We start from the raw sequence: 22,529 nt of genomic DNA, 5'->3' as shown, positions 1-22,529 counted from the left end.
AGCTTTCAATCCAGCATCCTAGCCACCATGATACCAGTCTGGGATTTGTTGTTTTGAATGTAATCTGCGAGTGGCACAGCTGTGATTTCTACCTGCATGCTGCGTGTGCTGGCATGCAGTAAGTGGATTCTTCCTGCCTTTTCTATTGCAAATCCCACATGGACAATATCAAGATTGTTTAGAGAGGAGGTAATCGCTATCAGATCTCCAGATTTGATGTTGGATTCATGTTTCTTGATGTCAGATTTAAGGATGTAATGATAGCTTCTTTTGGCAATTAGCGCTTCTATAGCTTTGATGTCATTGATATAGGCGGGAGAGCTCAACTGTGGATAATATTGTGTGTTTTCTGACATGAAGCTAGGTTGGTTGGTATAAAATTGTCCCCCAATTTCAGCTGTGATATCCTTGATGATTCCCTTTTGTTCGTTTTCATATAGCCAATCTGAAAAATAATGGAGCCTGTCGGGGTATGCTCCAAGTTTACCGTCCCTATACCTAATTTTCTCTAATGCCCTTTCATAGCTCTCAAAGTCTATAGTACCATTATGAACAATTCTGGAAAGGCCAATCACAGTTTCCAAATAGGTAGTACAATCCAGTCCAACTAGGTTAATCACCAATTTTTCATCACCAGGTATTTCCAGTGTTTTTTCCACATAAGGTGTACCAAGCATCCAGCTACCAATGATGATGTTTAGTTCATTAGGACTATATTTCCCTTTCTCTATCCGAGAGGCTTTTTCTAAATATCCATCTAGTTTCTGCCTGCTTTCAAGCGTGCATACGGTTTGGGCTATTAGCAAATTGGGAAAGAGTAATAAGAAGAACAAAAGCTTATGCATAGCTAGAAATGGCATCAGGTTACATGTTTGAAAGCGAAGATTTATTACATAAAAGTACTAAAATTAAAACACAAGGAGTAAGCCAAAAAATAAAGCCAGGCGAAATTAATTTCCGACTGGCTTTATACTTATGATTTATTCACTTATTTGATACCGTTGAAGAATCGCTCCCAGCGGATTTTGCTGAACATAGACTTATGCTTGTCGAGTGACAGCCATAGGAACCATGCTTTTCCTACTATATGATCTTCAGGTACAAAACCCCAATACCTAGAGTCCAGGGAATCGTGTCTATTGTCACCCATCATGAAGTAATAATCCTGCTTGAAAGTATATTCAGTAACTTCCTGACCATCGATATAGAGTTTGTTGTTTTTGATTTCTAGGTTTTTATGACCTTCATATTTTTCAATTGTGAAAGCATACTTAGCCATGTTTTCTTCATTCATAGAAATGGTAAACCCTTCACCAGGTATCTCTAGCGGTCCCCAATGGTCTCTGTTCCAACCGAAGTATGCACCATCAGGGAATACCTTGGATTCACCCATATCTGACCTTTCGAATCTAGGGCTCACAGAACTGATAGCAGGGAAGTTTTCAAGCTTCTTGGCATCTTCTTCTGTAGCCCATACCATATATCCGACTCCGTTTGAAAAAGGCATATAGCTATCCCTACTGATACCATAATCTTCAAAGAAATCAGGAGAAAGGTTTCTATCCGTCATGACATCATAGGAAAACTGCATCTTAGGAGGATTATCTTCCGCTTGACCATTGATGTAGATTTGACCGCTTTTGATTTCCAAAACATCACCAGGCACAGCTACTGCTCTCTTGATGTAATTGGTCTTGAGGTCTACAGGGTATTCATATTCAGCAGGATAGTTGAACACCACCACATCATTTCTTTTGACAGAAGTAAAACCTGGAAGTCGGTAGTAAGGAAGCTCTATCCAGTCTAGGTAGGATTTGATTTCTGTCCCCCAGATTTTCTGGTGGGTAAGGGGCATTTGAAGCGGAGTCTTGGGGATTCTCGTTCCATAATGCATTTTACTTACAAAAAGGAAGTCACCTATCAGGAGGGATTTTTCCATGGATCCTGTAGGAATTGTAAACGGCTCAAGCAACAACCATCGGATCAAACTCGCGGCGATGACAGCAAATACCAATGCATCAATCCACTCCCGGGCTGCTGATTTTTTCTTTTTTTCTCTAGTCATAGGTTTCAAAAATATTAGAAAGATAGGAAATCATCCATAGATAGTACGCCTTTTTTGTCTTTTATCCACTCAGCTACCAAGACCGCGCCAAGTGCGAAGCCCTGACGACTATGGGCAGTGTGGCTGATCTCAATATCATCGATTGCAGACTGATAGCGAATGATATGTGTACCAGGAGCCGGATCAATTCGTTTGGCTGTGATAGGAAGCACTTGTTCACTAGCGCTCACTTCTTCGGACAGTTTCCAAGTTTTTAATTGTGTGATTTGCTCCAATATTCCTTCTGCTAGGGTTATGGCAGTGCCACTTGGTGCATCTTTTTTCTCTGTATGGTGTACTTCTTCCATGCTGACTTTATAGTCATTTTGCTCTGCCATCAGTTTGGCTAGAAATTGGTTGACTTTAAAGAAAATATTCACCCCAATAGAGTAATTGGAAGCATAGAAAAAAGCACCATCATGCGCTAGGGTCATTTTGTCTAACTCAGGCTTCTGTGCCAACCAGCCTGTGGTGCCAGATACGATAGGAATGCCTTTGCTAATCGCCCATTTGATGTTATCTACAGCGGCTTCTGGTTGAGAAAACTCAATGGCCACATCGATTTCAGCAGGATTTAATTGATCTAATTCGTTGCGATTGTCAATATTGATTTTTGCGGCTATGGAATGGCCTCTTGATTCAGCAATTTCGCTGATGATTTTGCCCATTTTGCCATAGCCAAGAATTAGTATATTCATTATTTAGAAATTAAGCTTCAAAGATAATCCTACGACATTTCCCCCTGCAAAAAGGGTCTGGTAGGAAGGTTCAAATTTCATACTGATATCATCGCTGATATCAAATCCTGATAAGTGTGCATCTACCTGAGCATCTACAATATTGAGTACATAGATGGCTGCAAATACGATAAAGTTCAGGTCTCTATTTCTTCTCCAAAAGTCCACATTTCTGACCAATGCATCTCTATTGAGATTGGGGAAGCTTTCACTTTGGCCATTCTGATCAAAAAAGCGGAGTTCTTCTCTGAAAAGCTGATACCTCCTGTTGTTGAACTCAATGAAATATAAGTTGGTAACAAAGCCGCCATAAATGATCGGTAATTTCCAGACTTTTTCATTGTAAACCTGCCCTGCTCCTGGAAGTACCGCAGAGAGTATGGTAGCTAATTTCGGATCTTTAGGGAGTTTTTCATTGAGTTCGATAGATACCGTATCCCTTTCAGATTGACCAAAAGTAGTAAGATTAGAACAAGCCAATAAAACAAAAACAGCAATGGTTCTCAAGAGCACCATTGCCAAGCCTTTGGACTTTTCCCTGGGGGTATATTGAATAGGTTTCACCTGATTAGATAATCTCCAATATTTCTAGGATTCTGTTGAGGTCGGAAGCCGATTGGAAGGGGATTTTGATCTCACCTTTGTTTTTATCATTGGCTTTGAGTTGGACTTTTGAGCCAAAGTGATTGGCTAACCTTTGCTGGATTTTGCCAATTTCATATTTTCTCACTGGATCCAAAGCAGGCTCTTTCTTAGATTCAGCAGTATCTTCTTGATTGTTGAGTGCCTTGACCAAAGCCTCTACTTTTCTCACGCTCAGCTCCTCTTCCACAGTCTTTTTGAAGATAGCCAATTGCTTGTCAATGTCTTCAATGTTGATCAGTGCTCTAGCGTGCCCCATACTGATGACTTGATCTCTGATGCCAGCTTGAATATCTGGTGGCAGTTTAAGCAACCTGAGGTAATTATTGACTGTTGTCCTATTTTTCCCCACTCTATCTCCAAGCTCTTCTTGCTTTAAATCACACTCCGCCAACAAGCGCTGATAGGAATGTGCGATTTCAAGTGCATTGAGGTTTTCTCTCTGAATATTCTCAATCAATGCCATTTCCAACATTTGCTGGTCATTGGCAGTTCGCACATAAGCAGGTATTTTTTCTAAACCAGCGAGTTTGGAAGCTTGAAATCTCCTTTCACCAGAAATCAACTGAAATTCATTGTCAGCGAGTTTCCTTACCGTGATGGGTTGAATGATCCCTTGAACTTTGATGGATTCAGAAAGCTCTTGAAGGGCATCTTTATCAAAGTATGTTCTAGGCTGATAGGGGTTGACTTGGATCTCAGAGATGGCTATTTCGTATATGCCAGCCGAACTTTGAGCAGGAATTAAGTCTTGTTTTTGATTTTTCTGAGGCGAGTCTTGCAACAAAGCACCCAAACCTCTTCCCAATGCATTCTTCTTCTGTGGTTTTTTATCAGCCATATTGCTTCATCAATTTACTTTTTCCATTCCGTTTTTCGCAGCAATCTCACTGGCTAAGTTAAGGTAAGCCATGGCTCCCTTGCCCTCTGCATCAAATGCAATCACTGGCAAGCCAAAACTTGGAGATTCGCTCAACCTTACATTTCTAGGAATGATGGTTTCAAATACCAAGCCTTTGAAATGCATGCGAACTTCATCTACAACTTGGTTAGAAAGTCTCAATCTGACATCGTACATGGTCAGTAAGATCCCTTCTATTTCCAAATCTGGATTGAGTCTGGTTTGTATGATTTTGATGGTGTTCAATAATTTCCCAAGCCCTTCTAAGGCGAAATATTCACATTGAACGGGGATGATTACAGAGTTGGCAGCAGTGAGTGCATTGATTGTGATCAATCCTAAGGAAGGAGAGCAATCGATGATGATAAAATCATAACGGTCTTTCACCTTAGCGATGACAGACTTCATTTTTTCTTCTCTATTCTCCAGATTGATCATCTCTACTTCTGCACCGACTAGATCAATGTGAGATGGTACCAAGTCTAAGTGTTCGAGGTCTGTTTTGGTAATGATGGATTCAATTTCAATCCCGTCTACCATACATTCATAAATACTTGTTTCGATCGCCTTAGGATCGTGTCCCAAACCTGAAGTGGTGTTTGCCTGTGGATCGGCATCAATCACCAATGTTTTAAATTCCAAAACCGCCAAGCTTGCAGCTAGGTTCATAGCTGTTGTAGTCTTACCTACACCGCCTTTTTGGTTTGCTATAGCAATTACTTTTCCCATTATTTAGGTTCAAAGGGTAATAGATTCTCCAATATTAAGCAAAATCAACTCTTTTCCGGCTTCTGCAGCAGATTTTTTTGTAGCTTCCAAATCTATCTGAATGTAAGGAAAAGTGTCATAATGCATGCCGATGATTTTGTCAGTGCCCACAAAATTTGCAGCTTTGATCGCATCAGCAATACCCATGGTGAAATTATCGCCAATAGGAAGAAAGGCAAAATCTACCTTGAATTCCTCTCCGATCAATTTCATATCATAGGTCAATGCCGTGTCTCCCGCATAATAAAAGCATCCTCCTTCATGGCTGACCACAAACCCACCTGGGTGTCCGCCGGCACTTCCATCTGGTAAAGTACTGCTATGGACGGCGTTGACGTATTTGATTTTTCCAAAATCCAATGCCTTTGATCCACCATGATTCATAGGGTGATATTTTTCAACCCCTTTGTTGGCAAACCAACTTGCTACTTCAAAGTTGGAAATCAACAGGGCGTTGGAGTTTTTGGTGATCTTTTCAGCATCGGCTACATGATCTTCGTGACCATGACTCAAAAGCACATAATCAGCTCTCAATGCATCCACATCAATGGAGGAAGCTTCTGGGTTTGGGCTGATAAATGGATCAAATAGCACGCTTTGATCTTTGATTTTCACCAAAAAAGACGAATGTCCAAAGTATGTAATTTCGATCATCGGATTTCTTTTTGTGTTGTCGGCTTCCTACAAATATATCATTTATATTTTTACGCTATATATTTTGTTTTCCACATCAAATTGTGGATAGCGTTAACGTTTTGATAATGAAATCTCTATAAAAAGCACAAGTCTTTTTGGTCTCAATTCGAAACCCTCATGCATTCGAGTTTAGACAAATTAAAAGGGAAACTGATAAACAGCTTCCCTTTTAATTTTTTTTATCCTATGTTTTTTACTAGTATCATTTGCCTCAAGGTGAAATCTGGCTGAAGCAAAAAATCAATTAGTATCTAAAATCTACCAATATCGAAATTTATCAAAAGCATGTATTCTAAATCGATTTTCATTCCTATCAAATGACATGGGTCTATTTTAAGTCTAATTACTTCTTTTTCTTATTAGCTTCCGCCGCTTTCATTGCATCTTCAAGCTTCTGCTGGAACTTAGATTTCTTCTTGTTCGCATTCTTGATTTTGCTAGCTTCGATTTTTTCTCTGATTTTTTTGTCGTCTACAAATAGCTTGATCAAGGCCTGCTGACCAAATGTCACCATGTTAGATACAAAATAGTAGAAACTCAATGCTGCAGGATAGGAGTTGAGGATAAACATAAAGCCAATTGGCATGATATATCCTAAGTTTTTCATAGGACCTTGAGCCGCAGTCAGTTGATTGTTGAAATGTGTATAAGCGATCTGCGATACTGTCATCAAGAGTGTGAACAAAGAGATATGCGCCCCATAGAAAGGTATCGTAAATGGTAGCTTGATGAATGCGTCGTAAGTAGACAAATCATGCGCCCACAAGAAGGATTCTTGTCTCATCTCGATGGAATTCGGGAAGAAAAAGAACATCGCAAATAAGAATGGCATTTGAAGCAACATGGGTAGACAGCCAGATATCGGACTGACACCTAATTGGCCAAAAAGCTTCATCTGCTCTTGCTGCTGCTTTGTCGGATCGTCTTTGTATTTCTCCTTCAGCTCGTCTATCTCCGGCTTGATCACCCGCATTTTCGCCATGCCTACATAGGATTTGTAAGTAAGCGGGAATAGGAAACCTTTGATGATCAACACCACCAAGATGATGATGATACCATAGTTGCTGAAGTATTTTTCTAAGAACTGGAATAGGTTTACAATGATATACTTATTTACCCAGCTTACGAAGACATAACCCATGTCCACATTTTCTTCAAATCCAGGCGTGATGCTTTTGAGAACTTTGAAGTTGTTGGGTCCGAAGTAGTAACTCAATCCTGCCTGGCCATTTTCCAATGGCAGGGAGATGCTTGCTTTTAAGTTTTTGACAGAAAGTGTGTCTTTTGGAGTGACCTGCTCTAGGTTGGCTGAATTGAATTGATTGGCAGCAATGATCCCTGAGGTGAAAAATCGCTGGCTAAAACCTATCCACTTCAATGGCTCTGATACTTGCTCACTAGCCATTTCCTTGGTCAAGCTGAGGTAGTCGTGCTTTCCAGTAGATTTGTAAAAGTTGATATTGGTTTTTCTTCTGGACTCTTCGATGTCTTCTTCATGCTTTTTGAGACGATCATCCCAGAGGATATTCACATTGGAATCTACCAATTGGCTACCAAAACCAGAAAGCTCTAAGTTCTTGTCTACCAAATAGCTTCCTGCCGCTAAAGTATATGTTCTCTTAATCGTAGCTGAGCCAGTCTGAGCGGTAAATTCTACAAATGAAACCTCTCCAGCTTCAGATGTTCTCGTGCCTGTATTGGCATTGAAAAAGAATTCATTCAAGCTCAATGGACCTTTTGTGGTATTGATTTCATAAGAAATGTCTGAACTATTTTCATCCAAAAGCACCAATGGGGTTCTGTCCCAAGAATCAAACTCTTTCAAGATTACTTGAGTGATTTCAGCACCTTTGGTAGAGAAAGTGACAATCATCTTGTCATTTTCCAAAGTAACTTCTGAAGCTTCCCCTCTTGTCAAAGGAGCAAAAACGCCAAATTGAACCTGAGCTCTTATGTCTTGAAGACTATCAGGTTCCTCCAATACAAGGTCTAAGCTTTCACTGCTTTGTGGTTCTTGAACATTAGAAACTACCTCGCCGGTAGGTTCTTGTACTTGCGGCTCAGGGGTACTGGCGAAGAAAATCGAATACACCAGAATGACTGCGGCGAAAAGGATCAAACCTGTCGCTTGATTTCTATCCATAATTTTATTTTAAACTGTCTATTCAAAATCAAAGGTAACACAAAAGGCTTACGAGAAGCTTCCTTTGTGTTACCGTTCAAATTTGTGGCAAATATAGAAGTATTATTTGGTCTTTTTGTTTTCGATCGTCGCTTTGATGAATCTGACGAACAATGGGTGAGGAGTGAGCACGGTACTTTTGTACTCTGGGTGAAACTGCGCGCCTAGGAACCAGGGGTGGTTTTTGATCTCCATGATTTCTACCAAGCCTGTTTCAGGATTGATGCCAGAAGGAATCATGCCACTGGTCTCAAACTGCTTGATATAGGCATTGTTGAATTCATATCTATGTCTGTGGCGCTCGTTGATCTTGGCTTTTCCATAGGCTTGATAAGCCTTGCTACCTTTTTTCAATTCACATGGATAAGATCCCAGTCTCATAGTTCCACCCATTTGCTGAATATTTTTCTGATCTTCCATCAATCCAATCACTGGATCAGGGGTGTTAGGATCCATCTCAGTACTGTTGGCTTTAGGAAGCCCTACTACATTTCTTGCAAACTCAATGACAGCTACCTGCATTCCCAAACAGATTCCAAAGAATGGAATATTGTTTTCTCTGACATAGCGCACGGCTTCGATTTTTCCTTCCAAGCCACGCTCTCCAAATCCTGGCGCCACCACGACACCATCTAGTTCTTCTAGTTTCTTTGGAATGGCTTCCGCATAGAGCTCTTCCGAGGAAATCAGTTTCAAGTTTACCTTACACTCAGATGCTGCACCAGCATGAACAAAAGCTTCAATAATGGATTTATAAGAGTCTGGTAGTGAGACATATTTGCCTACTAACCCAATATTTACTTCTTGTGTTGGATTCTTAAGTCTTCCTAAGAAATCCTTCCATTGCTCAAGGTCAGTGTTGGTTTTGGAAGTGAGCTTCAACTTGCTCATCACACGCTCGTCAAGCTTTTCTTTTTTCATCAACAAAGGCACATCATAGATAGTCTCTGCATCCATGGCTTCGATGACACAATTCAACTGCACATTGCAGAAAAGTGCGAGTTTCTTTTTCACCTCCATAGGCAGGTGATGCTCAGTACGGCAGACCAATATATCAGGCTGAATACCCGCTTCGAGCAATTGTTTGACTGAGTGTTGAGTAGGCTTTGTCTTGAGTTCTTTGGCAGCAGCTAGGAAAGGTATCAAGGTGAGGTGAATGACCAAAAAGTTGTTTTGACCGATGTCCCACTTGACCTGTCTGACAGCTTCTATAAAAGGCAAGGATTCAATATCACCTACACAGCCACCGATCTCAGTGATGATGACATCAAATTTGCCATCTTCTCCCAATTTCAAAAAATTTCTTTTGATCTCGTCGGTGATGTGAGGAATGACCTGTACGGTTTTACCCAAGTACTCGCCTTTTCGCTCTTTGGTGATGACATTATTATAAATACGCCCTGTAGTGACGTTGTTTGCTTGTGAAGTAGGGGTGTCGAGGAATCTTTCGTAGTGTCCAAGATCCAGATCAGTCTCCGCTCCATCTTCAGTGACGTAGCATTCCCCATGTTCATAAGGATTGAGCGTCCCTGGGTCAATGTTCAGATAAGGGTCAAACTTTTGGATGGTGACATTGAAGCCTCTGGCTTGGAGTAATTTGGCCAGAGAAGCTGCGATGATGCCCTTTCCGAGTGAAGAGGTCACTCCTCCAGTGATAAAGATGTACTTGGTGGATGATGCCATAAGAATAGTGCGGATGTGATTTTATTTTGATTCCTATGGGATACAAATCATAGTAAGCTTTTAAACTGGTTTAAATGCTGTTTTTGATTTGGAAACCCGTTAAATTTTGAACTGATTTCAATCATTTATTACACTTTTTTATTACACTTTATTTTTACTTGTTGAAAATTGTTGTACCTTCAAACTGTAATAAATCCATAATTAAACTGTAATAAAATGAACAATCATTTCTTTTTTGACGGGCACAAAGATAATAAAGATGAAAGACCATTGGCATTTATGGCATATATAAATGGTAAATTGATTAAAAAAAGAATAGGGGAGAAGCTTAAAGAGCAATTCTTTAATCAAGAATCTCAAACAGTAATAAAAAAATATCCTGAAGCTCAAAGGTTAAATGATAAGTTAAAAAAGATTGAACAAGAATATTATAACCTTCTTAAAATCAATCCAGAACCAACTGCTGAAGATATTGGTATAATGATTAAATCAATTAAAGCTGGTAAAGCCGTTGAATACAAAAAGATTGAAAATGATACCTTACTTTATTGGCTGTATAAATATAGAGATGAAAAAACTAATAGCGAATCTGCATTTGAAGCTTATCAATATACTGGTAAATCTGTTGAAGATTATGAAGCTTATTATAAGTATAAACTTACATTAGATTATATTGAACATAATAATGATAAATTTAGAAATGATTTTGTTGATTTTTTGAAAACTGATATAACCATTAACAAGAAAGTAAAAAAGGCAAATAGAGCAGGAACAGTTGTAAATAAACTAGAAAAAATAAATGCAGTTATCAATTATTACAATTCAATAAATAAAAAGAATATAGATAGATTGAAAGTAAATATCAACAATGATAATAAAGCAGATGATAGAGAAGTATCTAATCTTGATATAAATGAATTAGATATTCTTTATAATTACTATATCAATGATAAATATAAAGAAAAAGAAACGTACCTAAATGCTTTAGGTCAATTTTTATTAAGATGTTTCACGGGTCTAAGGTTTTCTGAATTGGCTAATTTACATAGTAAATCTTTTGAATCAGATAATCTTGTTTTTTACAGTTCAAAAACTAAAAAGAAAATTGAAATACCTTTATTTATTCAAGCAAAAAACATTGCAAAAAAACTTAATTATAAATTTCCAAAATTTAAAACTAAGCAAGATAAAACCATTAAAACATCATTTGAATCTACTGTAATAAGATACTTCATAAATAAATATATAAATGATAGGGAAATTACTGAATATAACTATGATAGTAATGAATTAACTGTTTTCAAACTATCAGAAAAAATATCATCACATTCAGCAAGAAAAACATTTGGAACTATGATTTACAACCATACTGGTAATATATATATTGCAAGTAAATTCTTGCATCATAGTTCAATTGAAGACACTGTAAGATATCTAGGGGTAAATACCAATAATCTTTTTGATGCTGTTGTTGATTTAAAAATAGGTGGAGAATCAGTAATTAATCAAATTGAAAATAAAACAGATAGTAATGAACTATTTACTATATATAATATAGATGAATTAAAAAATATTGAGTTAATATATAGTAATATTAGTATTTCTTTATCTGGAATATATAATACTTTTAATAAAGATAATAAACAGCAGATATTAAATCTTAAATTAGATAATAAGTATCATCTTGAAGGTTCAATTTTTAATCTTGATAAATATAATTATATATTTAATTCTGATGTTAAACTATATAACGATAAAAAATATATAAAAACATTTCAAAGGGGTATTTATACAATAAAAGAAAAAGGGGTTGATTAACCCCTTTTTTTATATCTTAGAATAAAGTTCTTTATATAGTAAAAAAATCGCTTGAATTTAAATTACCCTTATTTTCAATTAGTCCTATACAATGATTATTACTTTATAAAAAGTAATAATCATTTTTTGTATTCTTAATTACCTTATATAATGCTGTATTAGCATTTACATTTTTTCCCGCTTCTACTGCTTCTATTATTTCTTGTAAGGTATTTAATTTAGTGATTTTCATAGTTTATTGTTTAGAGTTGATTAAATTCTTCTTTTGATATTATTGAATAGTCGCCCCATTCTTGATATTTCATTAGTAAATTTACTGGAGATGTTTCACCCTCAATAAATTCAAAAACATCATATGATATATTATCATCATTAATAGCTTCAATTAGTGGTTCAATACCATCTTCTAAATAAATTGTAGTTGCTTCTTTTCCAAACAAGAAATAAGTTGATTTTTTCATAGTTATTTATTTTAAATTTAAAAGGGGTTGATTAACCCCTTATTCTATACATTAATGTTTCTTCTGTATCTATTATTTTTTCAGCTTTTCCAATTTTTATTAATCTAAAAGCTTCATTTTTTGCTTCTGATGTTGAAACATATTTACCATACATCAATGATGTTTTACATAGTCGGTTAATGATGATTGTAGTGTTCATATATGTTTTTTTTTATATCTTATGTAAATATATTATATAGTATAAATATATACAATATATTGATAAAAAATATTTTAATTTTTTTTCTGTATATCTGAATTTTTCCAAAAAATAAAGTATTTATATATAAATATATGTACAATGAAATATAAACCATATAAAGAAGCTGTTGAATACATTGATAAAAACATTAAAGAAAAATCAATAAGATATTATGTATTATATATAATGAGTAATAATATAAAAGATATGCCATTGAATTTTTTAAAACATTATTATCAATATATGGATTTGAAAGAAAAAAATATAAGTATACCTGTATTTTGGGAAATGTTAGATGAGTATGATAAATGGATAGAATATTATTCTAATCTAAATATAGCTAGAATTAAACTGGAGATGTTAGAATATATATTTAGTGATAATAAATAACAATTAAAAGTAAATATCAAGTAATAATGAATCAAGTACACAATTATGTGATCAAACAAACAGAAAAAATAAAGAACAAAGAAGATTATGATGATGTTGTTCAATCTGTATTATTAGTTTTAATTCAAAAAAATTTATATAATACAGAATGTGACGATAAACTAAAGAATTATATAAAAGGAATTATCTGGAATATATCAACAACTATATATAAGCAAGGATATTATTATACTACATATACTGATTGTATTAATGATTATGAATATATATATAATACCAATAATAATGAAGAACCTTTTTATATTGATGAAACTGAAGAATATAAAAAATTATTACACAACATAAGAACATATATTTTTGAAAATTATTATAAAAAGAATAAAAGTATCATTAAATGGAAGTGTTGGTATCTTAAACTGAAGGGATATGATTATAGGTATATAAGTGATAGATTAAATCTAACTTATAAGTCTTGTATAGAATACAATTATAAGTGCAACACAGAGATAAAAAGTAAATTCATTAATTGATAATAATTTACTTAGATGTAATGATTGTATTTTTTTGACTTATTTTTTCTTTTGTTGTTTGTTAGTACCTGTCTTTATGATGGGTACTTTCACACAGCAATATATGATGAACTTAATTAATGATGCTACTATATTCTATTATGGTAGCATTTTTTATTATTTATTTAAAACGTAAATTATTTTTTAATAGAAAATTTTATGGGTAGGGGGGTAGTAAAATTTTATTCTGTTTTTCTATTAACCATCTTAGGGGAGAAAAGTTTGTATACAGCCAAAATTCCTTAAGGGTGGGTATTGAGGGTGTTTTACTTAATAGTAAACAATCATAATAATATATGGGCAGACCTACAATACCTGATGAAATAAAGGCTAAAAAAGGAACATTAAAACCTAACAGAATAAAAAAGAATCAACCTATAGTTGAAAAAATAACTTTTGATGAAATAAAAGTACCATCATATTTAAATATTTATGGAAAAAAATTCTATTTAAAATTTTCTGAATTGATGATTAATAAAGGGGTATTATCTAATTTTGATTTAGAATCATTAGGATTGTTATCAAGTGAATACGGTAAATATATTGAAGCTCAATTAAAGTTAAAGAAAGAAGGATATACAACTATTGGCACTAATAAGAATGGTAGTCAATATGAGATGGTATCACCATATATTAATATTGCTTCAACTGCATTCAAGAATTATAATAGTCTTATAAGTAAATTTGGATTAACCCCTTCAGATAGGTCAAAATTAACTGTTCAATACAATGAAGAAATTACAGATGAAAAAACATTAGATAATTTTTAATGAGTTATACAACTAATTTTTCTATTATTGATACAAAAAAATACTACTTTGATACATATACAGCAGATAGAGCAGTAAGATTTATTGAAACATTTTGCAGTCACGTAAAAGGGGATCTTGCAGGTAAACCATATATTCTTCAAGATTGGGAAAAAGAAATTGTTTCAAATATTTTCGGATGGAAACATAGAAAAACAGGCTTAAGAAAATATAGAGAAGTATTTATTTTTTTACCTAGAAAGAACAGTAAAACAACCTTAGCTTCTGCAATTTCTTTATATATGATTTTGGCAGATGGTGAAAAAGGTGGAGAAGGTTATTTTTTAGCTTCTACAAGGGAGCAAGGGAGAATTAGTTTTGATATTATGTCTGGAATGATTAGGAATTCCAAAGAATTATCTAAACACTTGAAAATATTTAGAAACTCAATTGAATATGAAAAGGATAATTCATTTTTTAAGGTAGTTGCTTCTGAAGCTGGATCATTGCACGGTGGTAATTTATCTTTTGCCTTGGTGGATGAAATTCACGCTCATAAAGATGGTGAACTATATGAAGTTGTAAAAACATCAATGGGTGCAAGATCTCAACCATTATTAATTAGTATTACCACAGCAGGACAAGATAAAAATCATATTGTATTTGATCTTTATGATTATTCAAAAAAAATAATAAATGGTATAATTAAAGATGAAACTTTTTTACCAATTGTATTTGAGGGTGATGATAGTGATGATATTGATAAGGTATTATCTATTGAAAATATAAAAAAAGCTAATCCATCTTATGGTAAATCTATTAAAGAAGATTATATAATAGAGCTTATTAATAAAGCAAGAAATATACCTTCATTTCTTAATTCATTTAAACAATTACATTTGAATATATTTGTTGATTCTTCATCATCTTGGATAAATAATCAAGATTGGATGAATAATAATATTGATTATAATGAAGATGATTTATTAGGTGAAACTTGTTGGGGTGGTTTAGATCTTGCTAATAATAGAGATTTAAATTCATTCGTATTAATATTCCCTCAACCGAATGGGAAAATCAAAACCCTTAATTACACTTTCATTCCATATGAATCTGCAAAAAGAAAAGATAATATAGCAAGTGGTAAGGCTTTTATTGGTTGGGCAAATAATAAAAACAACTTACTTTATTTAACAGAACCAAGAAGTAGGGATGATGATTTTATTATTGAAAAAATATTCGAATTGAAAAGTAAATTTAATATAGTAAATATTGCATATGATAGATGGTTTTCAGACCAAATAACTACTAAGCTTGAAGCAGCAGGTTTAAAAATATCTTCATTTGGTCAAGGATTCAAATCTATGTCTCCAGCTACTAAGAAAACTGAATCATTAATAATTGAAAATAAATTACTTCATAACAATAATCCCATTCTTAAATGGTGTATAAGTAATGTAAGAATTGTAAAAGATGATGCGGGGAATGTCAAGATGTCAAAAGAAAGAAGTAAAGAAAAAATAGATAGTGCAGTTGCTTTAGTTATGGCAGTTGGGCAATATCAATTAGATATAGTTAGTGAAATGATAGATGAAGAAAATAATAAATCACCTTATAATGATGGTGGATTTTTCTTTATTTAACAATTGTTATTTTTATAATTATATATATAATTTTTTAGTTTAATGATATTTGGATATAATAATTTTGAAGATTTTTTAACTTCATTATTTAAGGGTGTAACAAGTGATATAATAATTAAATATATAATACCATTTATTTTACTTATTAATATTGCTTTTGATTTTTTCTTTGCTTCTGTTGGTGGAATATGGTTTTTAATCTCATTATATATTATTGATTTTTTAACTGGTATAATTAAAGCAACTTACTTTTCAATTCAAATAGTTAAGTTAAAAAAAGCTAATCTTGAAGTGCCTAAAGAATATGAATTAAAAAAATTAGTGAGTAAAAAATTTCCTAGATTTTTACTCACATTATTAGCAGCATTAATTATATTATCATTAATAAATTTTGCGGGTAAATTTTCAATTATATTCTATCCTTTATTTTCAATATTCTATTCTGTTTTTTTAGGGCAACAACTAATTTCAATTATAGAAAATTTTTACGATATGAAATTAGTACCATTAGCATTATATAAGAAGTTGAAGAAGAAAATAACAGATGTTATTAACGAGTAAGTATTTTTTACATTAACTAAATGGATAATATAAATTATAATATTGTTTTAGATTTTTTGAATAATAATGTTTATAATTTTTCTAATGAACAAATAATAAAGATTATTTCAACACTTATATATAAAGATGAACAATATAATTTTTTAACTCATAATCAAATTAATAAAATAGAAAATTTTTTAAATGAAAATTAATGAAAAAGGTGTTAATCTATTACATAAATATGAGGGGCTGAAATTAGAGGCTTATTTATGTCCTGCTAAGGTTTGGACAATCGGATATGGAAACACAAGATATGAAGATGGTACACCTGTAAAGCAAGGTGATAAGATTACCAAGGAAAGAGCGGTAAATCTTTTTAACAATATCATCAAACACTTTGAAGAAGGGGTTATTAAATCTATTAAGGTTGGTTTAAATCATAATCAGTTTAGCGCATTAGTTTCTTTCGCATATAATGTAGGGTTAGGAAATTTCAAATCATCAACCCTTTTGAAATTGGTAAATAAAAATCCAAATGATCCATTGATAAGAGATCAATTTTTAAGATGGAATAAAGCAGGTGGTAAAGTACTTAATGGTTTAATAAATAGAAGAAAAGAAGAAGCTGAATTATATTTCAATCTTGATTAATAAGAATAAAGAATTGATTAATTTTTAATTATTGAATATGAATATTTCAAAATTTTTTGGATTTGGTTTTTCAAAACTTGAATTTCCTGATATTATAAGTATTGATGATTTAGGTATTAATAGTAATATAAATCATCAATCTGCTTTATCTATTGCATCATTCTACAGAGGTGTAAACATAATAAGCAATACAATTGCAAGTTTACCCATTAAGTTATATAAAGGAAAAGAAACACTTAAGAATGATCTTTATTTTTTGTTGAAGAATAAACCTAATAATTACCAATCTGCTTATGAGTTTATCAATACAATGGTAATGATTATGTTGATCAAAGGTAATTCATTTGCAAAAATAAATAGAGATGAAAGAAGTAATATAATATCATTAACAATTATTGAATATACTTCTGTTGAAGCAATCCTATATAATGATAAACTTTATTTTAAGTTTGATGATAAATCTCCAATATTAAACGATGATTTATTACATTTTAAAAACATAGGTACTGGATATCTTGGTATAGATGTAGTTAATAATTTCAAAAGAAATTTAAATATAAATATAAATGCGATTGATTATACCAATAAGGTATATACTGGTGAAGCAAGTTCAATAAAGGGATCTATTACTTATGACAAGCCATTAAAAAAAGAACAAAGGGATAGACTTAGAGATGAACTTCAAAATAATTTTTCTGGTAAAGGTGGTAAAAGAATCATCTTTCTTGAAGATGGGATGAAGTTGGATAATATAAATCTTGATCCAAGCCAAACAAGATTTCTTGAAAGTAGAAAATTTGAAACTGAAGAAATTGCTAATATGTTGAACCTTCCACCATTTATGTTGATGGCAGAAAAGAACACATCTACAGGTGTAGAAGCAGACAATATTAGATTTTATCAAACCTCTTTATTACCTCTTATTACCAAGATTGAACAAGAAATAAATAGTAAACTACTTACTAAAGATGAATTATTAAATGATGTATATGTAAAGATAATGGTCAATGCTATACTTAGAGGTGATTCAAAGAGTAGGGGAGAATTTTACAAATCATTATTCTACCTTGGATCTATATCTCCAGAAGAGATAAGAGAATTGGAAGATTTACCAAGTGATATAAAGGGTGATACCTATATAATGGGTAATCTAATACCAAAGAGTATTGTAAATAGATTTTGGGATTCAAAAGCAAGAAATGAATATAGTAAAGCAGAATTAAATGAATCAGAATTAAATGAAGATGATGATGAATAAAGAATTAAGATATATAGATAATATAGAATATAGAGCCATTGAAGAAGATGGTAAAAAATATATAAGAGCATATGCATTGAAATTCAATACACTAAGTAAAGATTTAGGCGGTTTTTTTGAAACAATTGATAGAAGTGCAATTAATGAAGATACCGATTTATCGGATGTTGTTGCATTATTCAACCATAATGCAAATTATGTTTTGGCTAGAAAAAACGATTCAGTTGATACACTTGAAATAAAGGTTGATGATACTGGTTTATTTTATTCTTTTGAAGTTGATGAAGAAATAAGTTATATAAAAGATTTATATAGAAATATTCAAAAGGGTAATATAAATAAATCATCTTTTGCATTCAACATATCAGAAGGTGGTGATAAGTGGGAAAAAAGAGATAATAAATATTTCAGAACTATCACAAGTTTCAAAGGTATATATGATGTTTCTGTAGTGACAAATCCAGCCTATGAAGATACTTCAATAAGAAATTTTGATTCAATTAAAGATGAATTAGATAAGGTTGAAGAAACTGTTGAAATAAATTATAATAAATATGAGAATAAGTTAAAGATTATATCAATATAATTATTGATAGTTTTTTAATTAATATATATAAAATTATTTGAATTTTTTAAAATATACATATAGATGAAAAAAAGTGTTGAACTTAGAAAAAAACTAGCAGAATTAGAAACTGAAATGAAAGGTATTCTTGAAACTGCAAAAACAGAAAAAAGAGATTTATCTGCTGATGAGCAGACCAAATTTAATGACAAATATAAAGATATTGAAGATCTTAAGGTTAAAATAACTGATGCTGAAAATGTAGAAGCTTTCGAGGCTAGAATGGCTAATAATGCACCATCAATTAAGACTGATAAGTCTAAAGAAGCATATACCATTATGGGGCATATCAATGCAGTTAGAACTGGTAAAGTTGATGGTGTATATGCTGAAGCACAAGCTGAAGGAGAAAAAGAATTAAGAAATGCAGGTGTAGCGGTAAATGCTAATGCAGTATATATACCATCTAATTTTAGAAACTTTACGGTAACTGGTGATGATGGTGCTAAGGGTGGTAATCTTGTTGAAACTGCTAAAGGTGGTATAATTGAATCTTTGTTTGAGGGTTCTTTATTAGACAAGATGGGAGCAACAAGATTCCTTGGATTGACTGGTAATCTTGATTTACCTAAAGGTGGTAAAGTTACTTCAGCTTGGTATACAGAAAATGGTGAAGTAAGTGCACAATCTCATAATGTTGGACAAATTGAATTAAGACCAAACAGATTAGCTACTAGAATGAATGTATCTAATCAGTTGTTAATTCAATCTAGTGCAGATGTTGAGGCATATTTGAGAAATGAAATTCAAAAATCAATTCAAAAAGCATTGGACGAAAAATATATTGAATATCTTCTTGGTGCAGATGTATTACCTGTAGAGATGGGTGTTAATGGTGGTGCAATTGATTATGCTAAAGTCCAAGAATTTGTGGAAAAAGTAGGTAAAGCAGAAGCGGATGTTGCTAATGGTAAATACCTTATTAACTATGATTTACATTCATTCTTGAAAACATTGAAAATGGATTCAGGATCTGGAAGATTTGTTCTTCAGGATGGTAAACTTGATGGTTTTGATTTTGTAGTTTCAAACCGAGTACCTTCTAATCTAACTAAAGGTACAGGAACTGGACTTTCTGCAATGGCTTTTGGTGATTGGTCAGAGTCAATTGTTGCTGGTTGGGGTGCTATTGAGATACTTGTTGATCCATACACTAGATCACAATTTGGTCAGACTGTGATGAACGTTGGATCGTATTGGGATCTTAAAGATTTAAGACCTGAAGCAAAAGCAGTATCCAAAGATATTGATGCATAATATATATTATAATATATATAATAAAGGTGGTGTTAATAATACCACCTTTTTTTATTGTTAATTTTTTACTTATTAATATGGAAAATCTACAATTATTAATTTATGCTTTAGAAAAAGCAGTTAAACACGAAGTATTTAATCAACTTGAAATTAAAACTATTCAAGATGTTATTGAAAAAATTAGTACTGAATTAAATAAAGAACAAGATGAAAAAGATAATAAGAATAATTAAACCTCATTTCACTAGTGGGCATTTCAAAAATCAGGTATTGGAACTAACTGAAGAAGAGATTGAAAAATATATAAAACCTCATAATGATTTCATTTATTTAGATGAAGAAAAAGAAGAAATTAAACCTAAAAAAAATAAAGGTAAAAAATAATGATTGCTAAGGTAGTAAAGAAAAGTAATGAAACACTTATTCAACTTGAAGAAGCTAAACAGCATTTAAGGATATTACATAACCACGAAGATATTTATATATATTCTTTACTTCAAGTAGTAACAGATACTATTGAAAATGAATTAGATAAAGATTTAGTAGATACAGAATATACACTATCTATTTTTGAAAATATAAAAGAGAATGAAGAAATTTATTTCCCTAATTCACCTATATATAGTATTGTTGATGTTAAGTTTTTCAATGGTAATAATGTTATTGATTCACAAGAATATAATTACATAAATAGTGATGAGTATTTAAAATTTACTTTGCTACCTTCATTATATACAAGCATTCAAATTGTATATAAAAAAGGATTTGAATCTTCAAATGATTTACCATCTACAATTAAGCAAGCTGGATTAATTTTACTAACTGATTTATATCAATACAGAGGTTCATTAATTGTAGGTAAATCAATAGTTAGTTTAGATAAAACATTACAAAGGCTATTGCAACCTTATAAGCAGATTAGATTTTTTTGATATGATTCACTTGGAAGATTTACGATATCTAATTACTCTATACCAACCTATTGAAGAAAAAAATAGTGTAGGGCAATTAAAGGAAACCTTTGTTAAATATTCAGATTTTTTTGCTTCTAAGTATCAATGGCAAAATAGGGAGCAATATGAGGGTAAACAGCTTATTGATTCAGACATAGTTATTTTTAAAATTTATTTTGATGAAAATATAAATACAAATTATATAATTGATTTTGAAGATAAAAATTACAGAATCAAAGGTATAAAAGAGATAGGATATAAAGAAGGTCTTGAAATTACAGCACAATATAAATCAAATAAATAATGAAATTTAAATTTGATCTTGATGCACAGAAGTTATTAAAAAAACTAAGAAAGTTACCTGAAGATACACAGAATAAGGTAATCAAAAAAGCTGTAAGAAAAGGAGCTAATGAAGTGAAGAAAGAAGCTAGAAAAGAAGCACCTAGAGATACTGGATATATGAAAAAATCTATTACAGTTAGGAATGCAAGAAAATCTTCAAGGCTTGGACAATTCATTATGATTGTTAATGTCAAATCACCTGCACACCATCTTATTGAACTTGGTACAAATGATAGAGTACCAACCAAAAAAACTAAATTAAAATTTGAATCTTCAGGTGGAAAAATAATATATGTTAAATCTGTTAAAGGTGTAAAAGCCAATCCCTTCCTAGGTAGAGCATATCAAAATACATCATCTAAGGTTATGAAAACATTTCAAGATGAACTTAAGAATTTTTTAAATAAAGTATAATGAGTATAGAAGAAATCATATATAATGTATTGAGCGAATCAGAAGATTTAAAATCAATATTTGGGGATAATATACATCCATTGACAAGCAAGAAACAAAAATTACCTGCATTGATGTACACTATCTTCTTAACAGATGTAAATCATTCAAAAAATTCAAAATCTATTATGGATATATATACATTACGATTACATATTTTTTCAGAAGATTATAAAGAAGTTATAGATGCAGTTGATATTATTAAAGAATTATTGGATTATAAAGAATTAGTTGATGATGATAATAATATACTTATTGATTTAATTAGGTTTATTAGTTATACAGATGAATACGAAGAAAAACCCGAATTATTTAATAGGTCAATAGATTTTTCTATACATAAAGTAAATTGATATTTTTTTAATTAATAATAATAATAACATTGAAATTTTTTAAATATATATATAAATGAATATTGACGGTAATAAGATATTGATATCCCTTAGTGATGATGCAGTTACTGGTAATACTGTAACGGTTTTAGCGGGTCAAACTGGTGGATCAATAGAGATTGAGAAAGAAATGATTGAATTTACTTCAAAGACAACTGTAGATAATGGTGTACCTGTAAGGAGATATTTACCAACTAGATCAACAGCAACAATTAATATCGAAACTCTTTATGATCCAACAGGTGGTTTATCTCAGCAAGATGTAATGGAACTTGCTTATCAAGGTAAACTTGTTAGATTCTCTATTGGTACAGGTGTAGTAGGTTCAAAAGTGATAAGTGGTAAAGGTTTTCTATCTTCTGCAAGTTCTGATTTTGGTATGGATTCAACAACTACTGGATCATTTACACTTCAGGTTGATGGTGGTTTATCATTTGGAACAGTATCATAATTAAATAATAAAACATA

Annotated in this window: 29 protein-coding genes; 17 read left to right on the top strand and 12 right to left on the bottom strand. The window is 32.0% G+C overall.

Going from position 1 to position 22,529, the window contains the following annotated elements:
• Window positions 1-5 precede the first annotated feature (5 nt).
• The 9 genes from BW935_RS09490 to BW935_RS09450 all read right to left on the bottom strand — a co-directional run bounded on the left by BW935_RS09490 (window position 6) and on the right by BW935_RS09450 (window position 9,713).
• Window positions 6-860 carry an N-acetylmuramoyl-L-alanine amidase-like domain-containing protein gene (locus BW935_RS09490; RefSeq protein ID WP_245802674.1) on the bottom strand — a complete coding sequence of 285 codons (855 nt, stop codon included), beginning with the start codon at window positions 858-860 and terminating at the stop codon, window positions 6-8.
• 128 nt (window positions 861-988) lie between these two features.
• Window positions 989-2,065, bottom strand: a complete 1,077-nt coding sequence (lepB, locus tag BW935_RS09485; protein ID WP_076500937.1) for a signal peptidase I — start codon at window positions 2,063-2,065, stop codon at window positions 989-991.
• Between the two features lie 14 nt (window positions 2,066-2,079).
• The gene (dapB, locus tag BW935_RS09480; RefSeq protein ID WP_076500936.1) at window positions 2,080-2,802 is read right to left on the bottom strand and encodes a 4-hydroxy-tetrahydrodipicolinate reductase; all 723 of its coding nucleotides are present in this window, start codon (window positions 2,800-2,802) and stop codon (window positions 2,080-2,082) included.
• A 3-nt stretch (window positions 2,803-2,805) separates the two neighbouring features.
• Entirely contained in the window at window positions 2,806-3,405 is a 600-nt protein-coding gene (locus tag BW935_RS09475) for a DUF5683 domain-containing protein (protein ID WP_317044802.1), read from the bottom strand.
• Between the two features lie 4 nt (window positions 3,406-3,409).
• Window positions 3,410-4,324, bottom strand: coding sequence for a ParB/RepB/Spo0J family partition protein (locus BW935_RS09470; RefSeq protein WP_076500935.1), 915 nt, complete (start codon window positions 4,322-4,324; stop codon window positions 3,410-3,412).
• Window positions 4,325-4,333: 9 nt separating this feature from the next.
• Entirely contained in the window at window positions 4,334-5,113 is a 780-nt protein-coding gene (locus tag BW935_RS09465; protein WP_076500934.1) for a ParA family protein, read from the bottom strand.
• A gap of 9 nt (window positions 5,114-5,122) precedes the next feature.
• Complete coding sequence (locus tag BW935_RS09460; RefSeq protein ID WP_076500933.1) at window positions 5,123-5,806, bottom strand: metal-dependent hydrolase; 684 nt, start codon at window positions 5,804-5,806, stop codon at window positions 5,123-5,125.
• Window positions 5,807-6,191: 385 nt separating this feature from the next.
• A complete protein-coding gene (yidC, locus tag BW935_RS09455) occupies window positions 6,192-7,991 on the bottom strand; it encodes a membrane protein insertase YidC (protein ID WP_076500932.1) in 1,800 nt (599 codons plus the stop codon).
• Between the two features lie 102 nt (window positions 7,992-8,093).
• Entirely contained in the window at window positions 8,094-9,713 is a 1,620-nt protein-coding gene (locus BW935_RS09450) for a CTP synthase (RefSeq protein ID WP_076500931.1), read from the bottom strand.
• 216 nt (window positions 9,714-9,929) lie between these two features.
• On the opposite strand from BW935_RS09450, the gene BW935_RS09445 reads away from it, so the two are divergent.
• The gene (locus BW935_RS09445; RefSeq protein WP_076500930.1) at window positions 9,930-11,531 is read left to right on the top strand and encodes a tyrosine-type recombinase/integrase; all 1,602 of its coding nucleotides are present in this window, start codon (window positions 9,930-9,932) and stop codon (window positions 11,529-11,531) included.
• A gap of 103 nt (window positions 11,532-11,634) precedes the next feature.
• On the opposite strand, the gene BW935_RS18780 is transcribed toward BW935_RS09445, so the two are convergent.
• The 3 genes from BW935_RS18780 to BW935_RS18375 are packed head-to-tail and all read right to left on the bottom strand — an operon-like array spanning window position 11,635 to window position 12,191.
• Window positions 11,635-11,763 carry a hypothetical protein gene (locus BW935_RS18780; RefSeq protein ID WP_262484360.1) on the bottom strand — a complete coding sequence of 43 codons (129 nt, stop codon included), beginning with the start codon at window positions 11,761-11,763 and terminating at the stop codon, window positions 11,635-11,637.
• A 10-nt stretch (window positions 11,764-11,773) separates the two neighbouring features.
• Window positions 11,774-11,992 (bottom strand): hypothetical protein, encoded by a 219-nt coding sequence (locus BW935_RS09440; protein WP_076500929.1) that lies wholly within the window; start codon window positions 11,990-11,992, stop codon window positions 11,774-11,776.
• A 31-nt stretch (window positions 11,993-12,023) separates the two neighbouring features.
• The gene (locus BW935_RS18375) at window positions 12,024-12,191 is read right to left on the bottom strand and encodes a hypothetical protein (RefSeq protein ID WP_175606660.1); all 168 of its coding nucleotides are present in this window, start codon (window positions 12,189-12,191) and stop codon (window positions 12,024-12,026) included.
• 141 nt (window positions 12,192-12,332) lie between these two features.
• Here BW935_RS18375 and BW935_RS09435 point away from each other — a divergent pair, with 141 nt between their 5' ends.
• From BW935_RS09435 to BW935_RS09370, 16 genes are all read left to right on the top strand, one after another.
• Window positions 12,333-12,623: a hypothetical protein gene (locus BW935_RS09435; RefSeq protein WP_076500928.1), complete on the top strand. Its 291-nt coding sequence runs from the start codon at window positions 12,333-12,335 to the stop codon at window positions 12,621-12,623.
• Window positions 12,624-12,649: 26 nt separating this feature from the next.
• Window positions 12,650-13,153, top strand: coding sequence for a sigma-70 RNA polymerase sigma factor region 4 domain-containing protein (locus tag BW935_RS09430; protein WP_076500927.1), 504 nt, complete (start codon window positions 12,650-12,652; stop codon window positions 13,151-13,153).
• A 335-nt stretch (window positions 13,154-13,488) separates the two neighbouring features.
• Window positions 13,489-13,962, top strand: coding sequence for a phage terminase small subunit P27 family (locus BW935_RS09425; protein WP_076500926.1), 474 nt, complete (start codon window positions 13,489-13,491; stop codon window positions 13,960-13,962).
• Entirely contained in the window at window positions 13,962-15,584 is a 1,623-nt protein-coding gene (locus BW935_RS09420; RefSeq protein WP_076500925.1) for a terminase large subunit, read from the top strand. Before BW935_RS09425 ends, BW935_RS09420 begins: the two co-directional genes overlap by 1 nt.
• 42 nt (window positions 15,585-15,626) lie before the next feature.
• On the top strand, window positions 15,627-16,145 hold the full coding sequence (locus tag BW935_RS09415) for a phage holin family protein (protein WP_076500924.1): 519 nt from the start codon (window positions 15,627-15,629) through the stop codon (window positions 16,143-16,145).
• 183 nt (window positions 16,146-16,328) lie between these two features.
• Window positions 16,329-16,778, top strand: coding sequence for a lysozyme (locus BW935_RS09410; protein ID WP_076500923.1), 450 nt, complete (start codon window positions 16,329-16,331; stop codon window positions 16,776-16,778).
• A 37-nt stretch (window positions 16,779-16,815) separates the two neighbouring features.
• A complete protein-coding gene (locus BW935_RS09405) occupies window positions 16,816-18,036 on the top strand; it encodes a phage portal protein (RefSeq protein ID WP_076500921.1) in 1,221 nt (406 codons plus the stop codon).
• Complete coding sequence (locus tag BW935_RS09400) at window positions 18,029-18,622, top strand: HK97 family phage prohead protease (RefSeq protein ID WP_076501092.1); 594 nt, start codon at window positions 18,029-18,031, stop codon at window positions 18,620-18,622. Before BW935_RS09405 ends, BW935_RS09400 begins: the two co-directional genes overlap by 8 nt.
• A 63-nt stretch (window positions 18,623-18,685) precedes the next feature.
• Window positions 18,686-19,918 carry a phage major capsid protein gene (locus tag BW935_RS09395; protein ID WP_076500919.1) on the top strand — a complete coding sequence of 411 codons (1,233 nt, stop codon included), beginning with the start codon at window positions 18,686-18,688 and terminating at the stop codon, window positions 19,916-19,918.
• A gap of 77 nt (window positions 19,919-19,995) precedes the next feature.
• A complete protein-coding gene (locus tag BW935_RS18370; protein ID WP_175606659.1) occupies window positions 19,996-20,151 on the top strand; it encodes a hypothetical protein in 156 nt (51 codons plus the stop codon).
• Window positions 20,126-20,302, top strand: a complete 177-nt coding sequence (locus BW935_RS18365) for a hypothetical protein (protein WP_175606658.1) — start codon at window positions 20,126-20,128, stop codon at window positions 20,300-20,302. The genes BW935_RS18370 and BW935_RS18365 overlap by 26 nt, the downstream gene beginning before the upstream one ends.
• Entirely contained in the window at window positions 20,302-20,850 is a 549-nt protein-coding gene (locus tag BW935_RS09390; RefSeq protein ID WP_076500917.1) for a head-tail connector protein, read from the top strand. Before BW935_RS18365 ends, BW935_RS09390 begins: the two co-directional genes overlap by 1 nt.
• A gap of 1 nt (window position 20,851) precedes the next feature.
• Window positions 20,852-21,175: a phage head completion protein gene (locus BW935_RS09385; RefSeq protein ID WP_076500916.1), complete on the top strand. Its 324-nt coding sequence runs from the start codon at window positions 20,852-20,854 to the stop codon at window positions 21,173-21,175.
• Complete coding sequence (locus BW935_RS09380) at window positions 21,175-21,630, top strand: HK97-gp10 family putative phage morphogenesis protein (RefSeq protein ID WP_076500915.1); 456 nt, start codon at window positions 21,175-21,177, stop codon at window positions 21,628-21,630. Before BW935_RS09385 ends, BW935_RS09380 begins: the two co-directional genes overlap by 1 nt.
• On the top strand, window positions 21,630-22,022 hold the full coding sequence (locus BW935_RS09375) for a hypothetical protein (RefSeq protein WP_076500914.1): 393 nt from the start codon (window positions 21,630-21,632) through the stop codon (window positions 22,020-22,022). The genes BW935_RS09380 and BW935_RS09375 overlap by 1 nt, the downstream gene beginning before the upstream one ends.
• 55 nt (window positions 22,023-22,077) lie before the next feature.
• On the top strand, window positions 22,078-22,512 hold the full coding sequence (locus BW935_RS09370) for a phage tail tube protein (RefSeq protein ID WP_076500913.1): 435 nt from the start codon (window positions 22,078-22,080) through the stop codon (window positions 22,510-22,512).
• The last annotated feature ends 17 nt before the right edge of the window (window positions 22,513-22,529 follow it).

This window comes from Belliella pelovolcani (assembly GCF_900156785.1).
Lineage (GTDB): Bacteria > Bacteroidota > Bacteroidia > Cytophagales > Cyclobacteriaceae > Belliella > Belliella pelovolcani.
The sequence above is the reverse complement of the archived record's forward strand: the minus strand, read 5'-3'. Positions and strand labels throughout refer to the sequence as shown.